The sequence below is a fragment of the Bacteroidota bacterium genome (assembly GCA_016722565.1).
Lineage (GTDB): Bacteria > Bacteroidota > Bacteroidia > 2-12-FULL-35-15 > 2-12-FULL-35-15 > 2-12-FULL-35-15.
In genome coordinates, this window is sequence record JADKIU010000007.1 from 438,871 (window position 1) to 452,182 (window position 13,312).

The 13,312-nt window shown below is 37.8% G+C and carries 10 protein-coding genes; 6 read left to right on the forward strand and 4 right to left on the reverse strand.

Features of this window, described 5'->3' with window-relative positions; all coding sequences use genetic code 11:
- Nucleotides 1-105: 105 nt before the first annotated feature.
- Complete coding sequence (locus IPP64_16770) at nucleotides 106-1,206, reverse strand: bifunctional 3-deoxy-7-phosphoheptulonate synthase/chorismate mutase type II (GenBank protein ID MBL0331015.1); 1,101 nt, start codon at nucleotides 1,204-1,206, stop codon at nucleotides 106-108.
- A gap of 90 nt (nucleotides 1,207-1,296) precedes the next feature.
- Nucleotides 1,297-2,271: a deoxyhypusine synthase family protein gene (locus IPP64_16775; protein MBL0331016.1), complete on the reverse strand. Its 975-nt coding sequence runs from the start codon at nucleotides 2,269-2,271 to the stop codon at nucleotides 1,297-1,299.
- A gap of 343 nt (nucleotides 2,272-2,614) precedes the next feature.
- On the opposite strand from IPP64_16775, the gene IPP64_16780 reads away from it, so the two are divergent.
- Genes IPP64_16780 through IPP64_16790 form a run of 3 tightly spaced genes read left to right on the forward strand, consistent with a single transcriptional unit; the run spans nucleotide 2,615 to nucleotide 8,559 of the window.
- Nucleotides 2,615-3,520, forward strand: a complete 906-nt coding sequence (locus IPP64_16780; protein ID MBL0331017.1) for a lamin tail domain-containing protein — start codon at nucleotides 2,615-2,617, stop codon at nucleotides 3,518-3,520.
- Between the two features lie 59 nt (nucleotides 3,521-3,579).
- Nucleotides 3,580-6,333 carry a TonB-dependent receptor gene (locus tag IPP64_16785; GenBank protein MBL0331018.1) on the forward strand — a complete coding sequence of 918 codons (2,754 nt, stop codon included), beginning with the start codon at nucleotides 3,580-3,582 and terminating at the stop codon, nucleotides 6,331-6,333.
- A 24-nt stretch (nucleotides 6,334-6,357) separates the two neighbouring features.
- Nucleotides 6,358-8,559 carry an endonuclease gene (locus tag IPP64_16790; protein ID MBL0331019.1) on the forward strand — a complete coding sequence of 734 codons (2,202 nt, stop codon included), beginning with the start codon at nucleotides 6,358-6,360 and terminating at the stop codon, nucleotides 8,557-8,559.
- A gap of 236 nt (nucleotides 8,560-8,795) precedes the next feature.
- Here IPP64_16790 and IPP64_16795 read toward each other — a convergent pair whose 3' ends face one another.
- Together IPP64_16795 and IPP64_16800 are read right to left on the reverse strand one after the other, a co-directional pair.
- Nucleotides 8,796-9,581: an alpha/beta fold hydrolase gene (locus IPP64_16795; protein ID MBL0331020.1), complete on the reverse strand. Its 786-nt coding sequence runs from the start codon at nucleotides 9,579-9,581 to the stop codon at nucleotides 8,796-8,798.
- 70 nt (nucleotides 9,582-9,651) lie between these two features.
- A complete protein-coding gene (locus IPP64_16800) occupies nucleotides 9,652-10,371 on the reverse strand; it encodes a pyridoxine 5'-phosphate synthase (GenBank protein MBL0331021.1) in 720 nt (239 codons plus the stop codon).
- Nucleotides 10,372-10,560: 189 nt separating this feature from the next.
- On the opposite strand from IPP64_16800, the gene IPP64_16805 reads away from it, so the two are divergent.
- From IPP64_16805 to IPP64_16815, 3 genes are all read left to right on the forward strand, one after another.
- Nucleotides 10,561-11,223, forward strand: coding sequence for a CBS domain-containing protein (locus IPP64_16805; GenBank protein ID MBL0331022.1), 663 nt, complete (start codon nucleotides 10,561-10,563; stop codon nucleotides 11,221-11,223).
- A gap of 195 nt (nucleotides 11,224-11,418) precedes the next feature.
- Entirely contained in the window at nucleotides 11,419-12,297 is an 879-nt protein-coding gene (locus tag IPP64_16810; protein MBL0331023.1) for an NAD kinase, read from the forward strand.
- Nucleotides 12,298-12,405: 108 nt separating this feature from the next.
- Nucleotides 12,406-13,248 (forward strand): outer membrane beta-barrel protein, encoded by an 843-nt coding sequence (locus IPP64_16815; protein MBL0331024.1) that lies wholly within the window; start codon nucleotides 12,406-12,408, stop codon nucleotides 13,246-13,248.
- Nucleotides 13,249-13,312 lie beyond the last annotated feature (64 nt).

Below are 13,312 nucleotides of genomic sequence, written 5' to 3' on the forward strand. Positions count from 1 at the left end.
CCCGATTGTAGTGGAAATCCTCTGAAGTGAAACGAAAGAGATTGAAACGAAAAGCGGGTGAAAGTATCTTTGCAGCGACAAGATAAACTGCTCCAAATATTCGGTCTACTTCTTATTAACCTTATTCATCACATCCGTTTGTCTACGAATAGATTCATCGTGTATCAATTGATACAATCCTTTTATAAAATCTTTTGGAAGCCCCATTGCATCGGCATTGGACAAACTGCTATCAATCAATTTTTTCCAATGTGCAACTTGTAGAATCGTCAAATTATTTGCGCGCTTGTATTCTCCTATTTGTGTTGACACCGCCATTCGTTTTGCCAACAGCTCCAACAAATCATTGTCTAATTTTTGAATGATGCAACGCAGTTCATCTAACTTCGATTGCAATTCTAAATTTTCAATTGCAGCTGAACGAATCTGTAAGTCGGAAATAATTTCTTTTAACTCGTACGGAGTAATCTGTTGCTTTGCATCGCTCAACGCCACACTCGGATTACGATGTGTTTCAATCATCAATCCGTCCATATCCATATCCATTGCCTTTTGAGAAATGTATGGAATCAATTCGGGTGTTCCGCCAATATGAGAAGGATCGCAAAAAATCGGTAATTCCGGACAAGCTGCTTTGAGTTCAATTGCCAATTCCCACTTTGGAGAATTGCGGAATGGTCCGTTATCATAGGAATGAAAGCCACGATGAATCGCTCCAATTTTTTTAATCCCGGCATTGTTTACTCTTTCCAATGCTCCTGCCCACAATTGTAAATCGGGATAGATCGGGTTTTTTACGAAGACAGGAATATCAACTCCTTTTAATGCATCTGCAATTTCCTGTACAGAAAAAGGATTCACCGTTGTACGTGCACCAATCCATAAAATATCGATTCCAGCCTTCAAACATTTTTCAACGTGATCAGCCGTTGCAACTTCTGTTGCGGTTAACAATCCCGTTTGTTGTTTTACCAACTTCATCCATTCTAAACCAATATCACCAATGCCTTCAAAGGTATTCGGACGCGTACGTGGTTTCCAGATACCGGCACGAAAAATCGCATTCGGATAAAATGCAGCAATGTTTTTTGCCGTTTCCAAAAGTTGTTCTTCGCTTTCGGCACTGCAAGGACCTGCAATTAAGCCTGGTTTCGAGTAATTCGGAAACCAAGTAGTTAATGGTTGTATGTTAAGGTCTAATTTCAAATTATATAAAGTTACCACTAAGGCACTAAGTTCACAAAGAAAATAAAATTAAAAATTCTTAGTGTGCTTAGTGCCTTAGTGGTGAAAAGTCTACCATCCGAGGATCCAAGCAAACATCAATGGTGCAACAATGGTCGCATCACTTTCTACAATGAATTTTGGTGTATGAATATCTAATTTCCCCCATGTAATTTTTTCGTTTGGAACAGCTCCTGAATAAGAACCGTAGCTGGTTGTAGAGTCAGAAATCTGACAGAAATAGCTCCAGAAAGGAATGTCTTGCATTTCCATATCTTGGTACAACATTGGCACCACACAAATCGGGAAATCTCCGGCAATACCACCACCAATTTGGAAGAACCCTACTCCTTTTCCACCTGAATTTTTAGGATACCAATCCGCCAACCAAGCCATGTATTCGATACCCGACTTCATGGTTGATGCTTTGATTTCTTTTTTAATTACATAGGAAGCAAAGATGTTTCCCATCGTTGAATCTTCCCAACCCGGAACCACCATTGGCAAATTACGTTCAGCAGCAGCCAACATCCATGAATCTTTCGGGTCAATTTCATAATATTGTTGCAATTCACCGCTCAATAGGATTTTGTACATGAATTCATGCGGGAAAAAGCGTTCTCCTTTGTCATCCGCATCTTTCCATATTTTATGAATGTGCTTTTGTAATCTGCGGAATGCTTCTTCTTCCGGAATACAGGTATCAGTAACACGGTTGTAATGGTTTTCTAATAAATCCCATTCTTCCTGCGGAGATAAATCTCTGTAGTTTGGAACACGCTTATAGTGTGAGTGTGCTACCAAATTCATGATATCCTCTTCTAAATTGGCTCCTGTACAGGAAATAATGTCAATTTTCCCTTGACGAATCATTTCTGCTAATGATTTACCCAATTCAGCTGTACTCATAGCACCGGCAAGGGTCACCATCATTTTACCACCTTCTGTTAAATGGGTTTCGTATCCTTTGGCAGCGTCTACCAAAGCGGCTGCATTAAAGTGTTTATAATGTTTTTCAATAAAATTTGAAATCGGTCCTTTGCTCATGATTATGGTTTTTGTATATTATATGTATGAAGGTGCAAAAGTAAGAGATAATTAAAAATATCGGGTGGTTAATGTAAAAAATATGTTACCTGTTCATTATCTGTTAATTACTATTGAAAACTGCGATTGACATCTAAAAAAAAGGTTGTACATTTGTGCCGTAAATTAATAGGGAGCGAACATCCTACAAGAATTCTTCACTCGAAGAGTATTCCGAAACCGCTCCCGTTCGGCTTTTAAAAAACTATTATTAAACCAAATCACATGAAATAGCCATATGCCCTTGGTATATATATATTTAATATGGCGTATTCCATGTACAACTTAAAAAACAAATAAACACATGAAAAAACTATTACTTTCAGTTTTCGCGTTAGCTATTTATTCAGGCGCAAGCGCACAATGCAGTGAACTTTTTATTTCGGAATACGTTGACGGAACAGGGAATGACAAAGCATTGGAAATTTTTAACCCAACTCCTAATCCAATTAACTTAACCGGATACTCTTTAAATCGTTACTCAAACGGAGCAACTACATTTACTGCTGGTGGAACACTTAACTTGAGTGGAACCATTGCTTCTGGTCAAGCATTTGTAATTGTAAACGGGCAAACAACAACCAGCGGTTCATCTCCTGCTTGTAGCCCCGTATTGCAAGCAATGGCTGATTTATTGGATGGTGTTTATCCTGCTCCTACCTATATGAATGGAGATGATGCCATCACGTTAGAAAAAGGCGGCCAAAAAATTGATATCCTTGGTAAAATCGGTGAAGATCCGGGTGCTAGCTGGACAGATGTATTCCCTTTCAATGATGCAGCGGGTGCGTATTGGACAAAAGATCATACCTTACAAAGAAAAGCAAGTGTTACTGGTGGCGTTACAACCAACCCAACAGCATTTGACCCAACTGTACAATGGGATTCATTACCAAAAAATACTTGGACAGGATTAAATTCACATACATGTTCTTGCCCAACTGCGGGAATTAGCGAAGTAGACAATACCGTTTCTGTATTGGTGTTCCCAAACCCTTCTAACAATGGTTCTGTAACAATTACTTCTACTGAAGGAATTGTAACTGCTGAAATTGTAAACATGGTTGGACAAGTAGTGATGAACAAATCAGGAAATAAAAATGATAAAACAATGTTACTAGACACAACTGAACTTTCAAAAGGAGTTTATTTTGTAAAGGTTTCATTTGAAAAAGGAAAATCCACTGTTGTAAAGCTCTCCATACAGTAATTTAAAATAAAAGCTGCTGAAGTCGAACATGCTTCAGCAGTTTTTTATTTGTCATTTCCATGAAAAAAGTTGGTCTATTCATCCTTTTTATTGTTACTGCTCTTTCAAATTTCGCGCAAACAGGCGGAGAAATAAGAGGGGTTGTAAAAGATGTTGCTACCGGTGAAACGGTTGTTGGCGCCAGTGTTATGGTAGCTGAAGGCAAAGTTGCCGTTACAGATATCAATGGAAATTATTCGATTAAAGTAGATTCCGGTTCCTATACCGTTTCTATTTCCTATGTTGGTTTTGAACCACAAAAACAAAAAATTAAAGTCGGCAGCAAACCTGTTACCATCAACTTTTCATTGGAAACAAAAACACTCAATGAAGTAGAAGTGGTTGCTGATGTTGCCAAAAATAGAGAAACCCCGATTGCCTTTTCTACAATCACGACCAAACAAATACAAGAAGAATTAAATTCCCGCGATTTACCAATGTTACTAAACTCCACTCATGGTGCATATGCAACCGAACAAGGAGGAGGTAGTGGTGATGCCCGCGTGAACATTCGAGGATTCGATCAGCGCAATGTGGCTGTTATGGTGGATGGTGTGCCCGTAAACGACATGGAAAACGGTTGGGTATACTGGAGCAACTGGGACGGATTGGGTGACATTACAAAAAACATGCAAGTACAAAGAGGTCTTGGTGCTTCTAAACTTGCAATTACCTCCGTTGGTGGAACAATGAACATTATCACCAAAGGAATTGACTCCAAAAAAGAAATTAGCATCAAGCAAGAAGTAATGAGCAACCTTACTCACAAAACTTCTCTTGCTTTTAACACCGGACAATTAAAAGGCGGATGGGGATTTACCGGAGCGGTTACCCGAAAAGCAGGTGACGGATATATTGATCAAACTTGGGTTGAAGCTTATTCCTATTTTTTAAAAATACAAAAACGTGTTGGTAAGCATTTAATCAGTTTAAGTGGGAATGGTGCACCACAGCGACATGGACAAAGAGCAACCGGAATTTTATTTCCAATCTACGACCGTGATTTTGCAAACAGTTTAGGGATTAATGCAGATAGTGTTATAGCAAACAATCAATATACCAATACTCAAAATGGTGAAATGGGAAGAAAATACAATCCGCATTGGGGTGAATTAGATGGCAAACCATTTAACGAACGCATCAACTATTTTCACAAACCACAATTCAACTTATCTCACTTTTGGAACATCAATAAAAAATTATACTTGTCGTCCATCGCTTATGTTTCTATTGGTAAAGGTGGTGGAACCCGATTAGTGAATACTGTTACTCCGGATAAAAACACAGGGCAGATTGATTTTGATGCCATCTACAATATCAATGCTTACAATGTTGATGGATTGTATAGTTCAACCGAACATAAATCAACCAATATCATTCAAAGTTCTGTAAACAATCATTATTGGTATGGTATACTCTCTTCACTTAATTATCAAATTGATTCATCATGGTCCGCATTAATTGGAATTGATGCACGTTACTATAAAGGTTTTCATTACACCGAAGTGTATGATTTATTAGGTGGTGATTATTTCGAAAATCATACAGATGCCAATCAGCCAACCGGACAGTTTTTCGGAGATCCGAATTTTCAATATCAAATGAAACGCAAAGGCGATAAGATTTCTCGTAACTACGAAGGAATGGTAATGTGGGGTGGTGCATTTGGACAATTAGAATATAAAAAAGAAAAGTGGAGTGCTTTTGTTACAGGAAGTGTATCCGAAACGGGATATGAGCGTAAAGATTATTTTAAGAAGAAAGACATTGTTTTAAGCGACACAACATTAATTCAAGCAGTTGGATTTGCAGACACTGTTACATATAATGGAACAGAATATACTTCCTCGTCACCGGAAGCAAGAACATCTACCACCGATCGTTTATGGTTTTTAGGTTATACTGTAAAAGCCGGAGCAAATTACAACATCAACGATCATCACAATGTATTTTTAAATACCGGCTATTTAAAACTCCCACCAAAATTTGATTTGGTATTTACAACCGGAAACGTTGAAAATCCCAAAGCAAAGATGCAAGAAGTGGTTTCACTTGAATTGGGTTATGGATACAAAAGCAAATTATTTGCTGCCAATGTAAACTTGTATTATACCGATTGGAAAAACAAACCACTGTCTGAATTCCCAACCATCCGCATTGCCTCCAACGACTATTACTACAACACCAATGGATTGAAAGAAGTTCACAAAGGAATCGAATTGGATTTTATTTATAAGTTATTTAAAAATTTAGATGTGGAAGGCTTGGCCTCTATCGGTGATTGGACATTGAACACATCGGATGAGGTGTATTTATTTGACATGAATACGGATTTGCCTACTGATACGATTCAATTCAGTGCACAAGGTGTTCATGTGGGTGATGCCGCACAAATACAATTGGGTGGAAGTGTTCGCTACGAAATCATTAAGAACTTATATGTTAAAGCACGCTATACCTATTTCACAAAAAATTATTCGAAATACAATTTATTAGACTTACAAGTAACGTATTTACCAAGCGGAGCAGTGAAAGCCGACAATCGTGATCGTGAATCCTGGAAAATGCCATCGTATGGATTACTGGACTTATTTGCAGGATACAATTTTAAATACTGGAAACTTCGCTTTAATGTATCAGCAGGTGTAACCAATCTATTTAACACAATGTATATCAGTGATGCATTAAACAATTATAGTTTTGATGCAACTACTGCAACCGGATTTATTGGAATGGGAACACGTTTCAATTTAGGATTAAAAATTACTTTTTAAACACAAATACTAATAACTACTCACATGATTAAAAAAATTATTTATGCTTTGCTTTTTGTTTTAACAACAAATCTAAATGCAATTGCACAAGCGGTATTGCCAACCAGCTGGAGTTTTACCACTACTGGCTTGCCAACAGGATGGACCCAAACAGGAACCGCATTTTATACCGCTTCTGGTGCAACACCACCCGCATGTAAATTTGATAATACCGGTGATATGGTGACTATTAATTTTGCTAGTAATCCTGGCAATTTAACCTATTACATTGCTGGAAATAGTTTTGCTGGAGGAACATTTATTATTGAAGAATCGGTGAATGGAACTACTTGGACAACATTACATACTTTTACAACATTGCCAGCAGGAACCTATACTTTATTTACAGATGTTCCTGCAAGTGCAAGCCGGTTTATTCGTTTCAACTATTCAAATAAAGTTTCGGGAAATGTTGGATTGGATGATGTAGCAATCGCTGCTGGCGCTGCTGGTCCGGCTCAAGAAATAAATGTAAAACAAGGAATAAGCACCATTGTAAATGGCGGAACATATACTGCCAGTTCTCCGGTGAGCACCATGCTTCCAACTACATTTACAATCGAAAATTTAGGAACATCCAACACCTTAAACATTTCTTCTGTAAACATTACTGGTCCTGCAGCAGCAGATTTTGCAGTTGGTTCAGCGCCTTCAACAGTTGCAGCTTTAAGCACCGGAAATTTAGTTATCAATTTTACTCCATCTGTTGCCGGAACACGAAATGCAATCATCACCATCAACAGTGATGATGCAGATGAAGCGGCTTACGTAATTAATTTCAATGGTATTGGTGGTTCTTATGCAACTGAGCCAACCGCACAGTCGACTGCACTTACATTTACAAACATTAAATCATATCGCTTCACAGGAACATTCACCGCTGCTGCAGGTTCACCGGACGGCTACATTGTTTTGCGCAGAACTGGTTCGGCAGTAGTTGACATTCCTGTTGATGGAACCATTTATCAACGTGGAGATGTCATCGGAAATTCGATGGTGGTGATGAGTGGAACTGGTACTACCTTTTCACCAAACAATGTTGTTGCAAGCACCAACTATCATTTTGCTGTGTTTACATACAATGGAACAGGTTCATTTAGAAACTATTTAACTACTGCACCTTTAACGGCAATGGTAACAAGTTTGGGAAGTATGCAACCTGCCTCTTACTACAGCACGGTTTCAACATCCAGCGCATCGTTTGTAACGGATTTACACAACAAAATTAACCCACACGTACAACAATTTTACAGCAACTATGGAACGAAAATGGTTTCTCTGTTTGCGGCACGTGATACCACCGGTGATCAGCGCGTTTTAACATGCGTGTATAGTGGACAAGAACAAATTTATACCGAACCTTTCGATTGGACAGCGAATGATTTCAGTCGTGAGCATACCTATTGCCACAACTGGATGCCAACAAACCCGGCAGGTGGTTTACCGGAATACGATGATTACCACCATTTGTTCCCAACTAACCAAACAGATGCAAATGCAATAAGAAGCAATTATCCATTAGGAGAAGTAGTAACGGCATCCTATACGTATTTGGGATGTAAACTCGGACCAGATGTAAACGGTAACATTGTGTTTGAACCTCGCGATGCTCAAAAAGGAGATGCTGCTCGTGCGATGATGTACGAAGCAACGTGTTACAACGGTGTTAGCGGAAACAACTGGTCGTTTCCAAACCCAATCAGCGGAAGTATTCCATACGGGCAAGATCAAAATGTTTTGAAAAGATGGCATTATCAAGATCCTCCTTCTTCATACGAAATAGCACGCAACGACTTTGTCGATTCATTGCAAAACAATAGAAATCCATTTGTTGACAGTGTTCAATTTGCATGTTACATTGACTTTTCTACTATGACGAAAATATCCGGAACGCCTGCACCATGCAATACTGCGAGCATTGCCGACAATGATGTATTTAATTCTATTGCTTTGGCTCCGAATCCGAACAACGGAAATTTCACAACATACTTTACTTCTGCTAAAGATCAAAAAGTAGGAATGAAACTTTTTGATGTAGCCGGCAGAGTTGTTTATTCAAATGAAGTAAACGTGAACACAGGAAGTAATTCGATTGAATTAAAATTAAATGATTTAAATAAAGGTATTTATCTCTTTGAGTTTACCACCCAACAAGGTAAACAAGTTGTGAAGTTGGTGATTGATTAAATTTAGGTTTAAATTGAGAGGAAAACGTCTTCGAGTAATCGGAGGCGTTTTTTTTATTTAGCATCCACCAAATTAAACCACATAGATACATAGGTTGAGATAATGTTAAAGGAGTTTCTAAAAATACATAAGCAAAAATTGTTTTAACAATTTTTGCCTATGTGCAACTTTAGATCCCTTAGCGCAAACTCTCTTTCTTTTTTCTATGTTTCTATGTGGTTAAATTTTGTTTGAAGCTATTTAATGAACTTGATTACACTCTCAAAAAACTCTTTCGGCTTTTCTGCATGCAACCAATGCCCTGCTCCTTCTATCGTTTGGAGAACACTGTTTGGAAACAATTCCTGAATTAAATCCAAATCTTCGTCTAATATATAGTTTGAATGTTCTCCTCTCAAAAACAAAGTAGGAACATCACAACTTTTATCTACCGGAGTGGCATCACCAATATGATCTACTTCTTGTCCTACGTTTTCAATTTGTTGAATAATCACTTTTAAATTAAACCGCCAGGCCATCTCCGTATCATCTATCCAAAAAATATTTTTCAATAAAAACTGTTTTGTGCCAAAGTCGGTAATGTACTGCGACAAAACTGCTTCCACTTCTTTTCGTGTTTTCACAATATTAAAATCAACGGCTTGCAAGGCTTGCAAAACGCCTTGATGATGCATTGGATAATATTTCGGAGCAATGTCCGCAACAACCAATTTATCTAAATAATGTGGATAGTCGATTGCAAATTGCATGGCCGTTTTTCCACCCATGGAATGGCCGAGCAGGATTACATTTTTTAACTCGTGCTCTTTAATCAACTCAAAAATATCCTCACTCATTGCTTTATAGTCCCAAACATCACTATGAGGAGAAAGGCCGTGATTCCGCTGATCCACGGCATATACTTCAAACCCTTGCTCAGAGAATTGTTTTGCAAGTGAATTCCAATTATCACTCTGCCCGAATAATCCGTGTAAAATAATAAGCGGTTGTCCTTCACCAAATTTTCTATAAAATAATTTCATCCTTGCCTTTACCTGTTAGTTATTATTCGTTAATCGTAAAGTAAAATTCAACCTTTTAATTAGCTTTTAACTATTTGAGTTCCCTCAAATACAACTGTATTGTATTCTCCAATCCAAAATATAAACTATCGGATATCAATGCATGACCAATTGAAACTTCTAATAGCCCTTCAACATTTTTTGCAAAATAATTTAAATTTTGCAAACTCAAATCGTGGCCGGCATTAATGCCCAAGCCAAGTTCATTTGCTCGTTTAGCCGCTACTATAAAAGGTGCAATGGCTTTTTCTTTATTTTCAGAAAAGTGCTTTGCATACGATTCGGTATACAATTCTATTCTATCTGTACCAGTTTCCAATGCTCCTTCAATCATTTTTACATCCGCATCCACAAAAATGGAGGTACGAATGCCGGCATTTTTAAAAAGAGCTATTGTTTCTTTTAAATATGTTTTATGATTGATTGTATCCCAACCATGGTCGGATGTAATTTGTCCTAATCCGTCAGGAACCAACGTCACTTGACCAGGTTTGTTTTCTAAAACAAGATCAACAAATTTTTGTTCTTTCGGATTACCTTCGATGTTAAATTCGGTGGTGAGCAATGGTTTTAATTCTCGCACATCTGCATAACGAATATGACGTTCATCCGGACGCGGATGCACCGTAATACCTTGTGCGCCAAAACGCTCACAATCCATCGCTACTTTCAAAAGGTTTGGTGTGTTTCCTCCTCTGGAATTGCGAATGGTTGCTATTTTATTGATATTTACACTTAACTTTGTCGACATACGTTTCTAAAAAATGTTGAGTCCCAAGATTTATGCGGGATATACAGACCGATTAATTTATGTAAGAGCAAAAAGTTGATTCAAAAATTATCTTCTTGCAAAGCTAAAAAATTACTAAGTTTGTGTAATAAGATTGACAATTAATTGTTTTAAAGATACGAAACAATTATAAAGATTGGGAGAAAAAGAATGTTAGCAAAAGATTTAATAACAGACGAAATACCACCACTAAAAACTACGGATACCGGATTAATGGCAATTAACTGGATGGATGAGTTTAAAGTGACACAATTGCCTATTGTAAAAAACCACGAATACCTTGGTCTTATTTCCGATACCGACATCTTAGATTTGAATATCACCGATGAGCAACTTGGCAGCAATAAACTTTCGTTATTGCGCCCATTTGTATTTGAAAGTCAACATGTTTATGAAGTCATCAAAATGGTTTCCAGCATGAAACTATCGGTTTTACCTGTATTGAATCAACACCAACATTATGTTGGATTGATTCCTGTTTCATCACTCATTCATCAATTCGCAACACTTGCTGCAACACGTGAACCGGGCGGAATTGTAGTTTTAGAAATGAATTTACACGATTATTCCATGACACAAATTTCACAAATTGTGGAAGGGAATGATGCAAAAATTTTGAGTAGTTACGTAAATTCATTAACCGATTCAACCAAAATTGAGGTGACGCTTAAACTCAATAAAGAAGACCTTTCCGGAATATTACAAACATTCTATAGATACAATTATAACGTAAAAGCATCGTTTCATCAAAGCGAATTTTCGGATGATATGAAAAATCGTTTCGATTCGTTTATGAATTATATTAATATTTAAGTTCTATTCAAGAAAGTTTAACCACATAGAAACATAGAAAATGTGGATAGAAAAAAAGAAAGACATAATTTCGCACAGAGCTACTAATTTGAAATAAAATTTTCTTTAAATGAAGCATGCTTCATCTATGAAAACCTGAACCAAAAAGGACCTATGTACCTATGTGGTTAAAACAAACCAGCAAACAATCTATAAATGCAAATAGCCATCTACGGTCGTTCCACAAATGATAATACTTCCGAGTATATTCAGCAGCTATTTCATAAACTGAACGAATACAAAACCGAGATTCTTATTTACGAACCGTTCTACAGCTTTATCAAACAAAAGCTCGAACTAACGGGAAATATTAAAACGTTTTCTTCCCATACCGACTTGCATGGAAAAGTGGATGCGATGTTCAGTTTGGGTGGTGATGGTACTTTTTTGGAAACCTTGTCCTATGTGCGTAATTCAGGAATTCCGGTTTTAGGAATCAACACCGGTCGCTTAGGCTTTTTAGCGAATGTTGCTAAAACGGAGATTAACATGGCCGTGGACGCTTTGATGCAAAAAAAATACACCATCGAAAAGCGATCCTTGTTAAGCGTTTCCGGGCCAAAAGGCATTTTTGGAGAGGTGAATTATGGGTTGAATGAACTAACCGTTTTGAAAAAGGATACCTCTTCCATGATTACCATCAATGCATACATCAATGGGGATTATTTGAATTCCTATTTTGCTGACGGATTAATTATTGCAACTCCAACAGGCTCAACTGCTTATTCTTTGAGTTGTGGTGGTCCATTGGTGATGCCCGGCTCCGAAAATTTCGTAATTACTCCCATTGCTCCCCACAATTTAAATGTTCGCCCCTTGGTTATTTCCGATAACAATATCATTACTCTAAAAGTAGAAGGAAGAAGTCCGAATTACCTTGTAACCCTCGACTCTAGAAGCGAAGTGATTGAATCCAACATCGAATTAACCATCAAAAAGGCAGACTTTTCTGCCCACCTCATAAAACTCGAAAACCAAAGCTTTTTTACCACCATGAGAAACAAGCTACTTTGGGGATTGGACAAGCGCAATTAACCTATTTTAACAGGTCAGAATTACCAAAAATCTATTATATTTGCTATCCCTTGCAAAAAAGACAATAAATTGTCCTTTTTGGAGTTATTTATCGGGTAATTTTAATTCGTGAAAAAACACTCTTTTATACTATTCATTGCTTTGCTTGTCGGCCTCACCGGCATGGCACAACGTAACAAAAGAACCGCTGAAGTGGGTGTGTTTCTGGGTGGATGCTATTATATTGGCGAATTAAATCCGTTGAGACATGTCAATCAGTTTACCAAGCCAGCCGGAGGGTTTGTATTTCGATATAACATCAACAAACGCTTAGCTGCAAGAGCGAGTGCTTTGTTTGGCAGTGTTGAAGGACACGATTCATTTTCCAACTCCCAAGCAGCTCAGCAACGCAACTTAAGTTTTAAATCTCCTATCAATGAGCTTTCTGCACAATTGGAATTCAACTTTATGGACTACCAGATTGGTATGGAAAAACATAAATTTTCGCCCTATATTTTTGTTGGCCTTGCCGGATTTAAATTTAACCCACAAGGACAATTGGGAAATAACTGGGTAGCATTGCAGCCGCTAGGAACAGAAGGCCAAGGTTTAGAAGGCGGAGCCTCCAAAAAGAAATACCGATTGATCCAGATGTCCATCCCGTTTGGTGTTGGTGCAAAAGCAAATCTTTCCAAAAACATCGGTTTATCCTTTGAATGGGGGATGCGTAAAACATTTACCGACTATCTTGACGATGTGAGTACAAAATATTACAACCCGGTTGTTTTAGCGGCTGCTCGCGGTGGCACAGCTGCAGTGATGTCGGATCCCAGCATTGGAACCGACCCTGCATTTAACAATACAGGAAGACAAAGAGGAAATCCAACGAATAAAGATTGGTACTCGTTTATTGGTGTTGCATTAACCATCCGTTTAAAAGATAAACCGGAGAAATGCCCGGGTGTGCAATAAAATGTAACAAATAGCTATGTGAAATCGTTCTGCGCATGCGGAACGATTTTGTTTTGAAACTAGA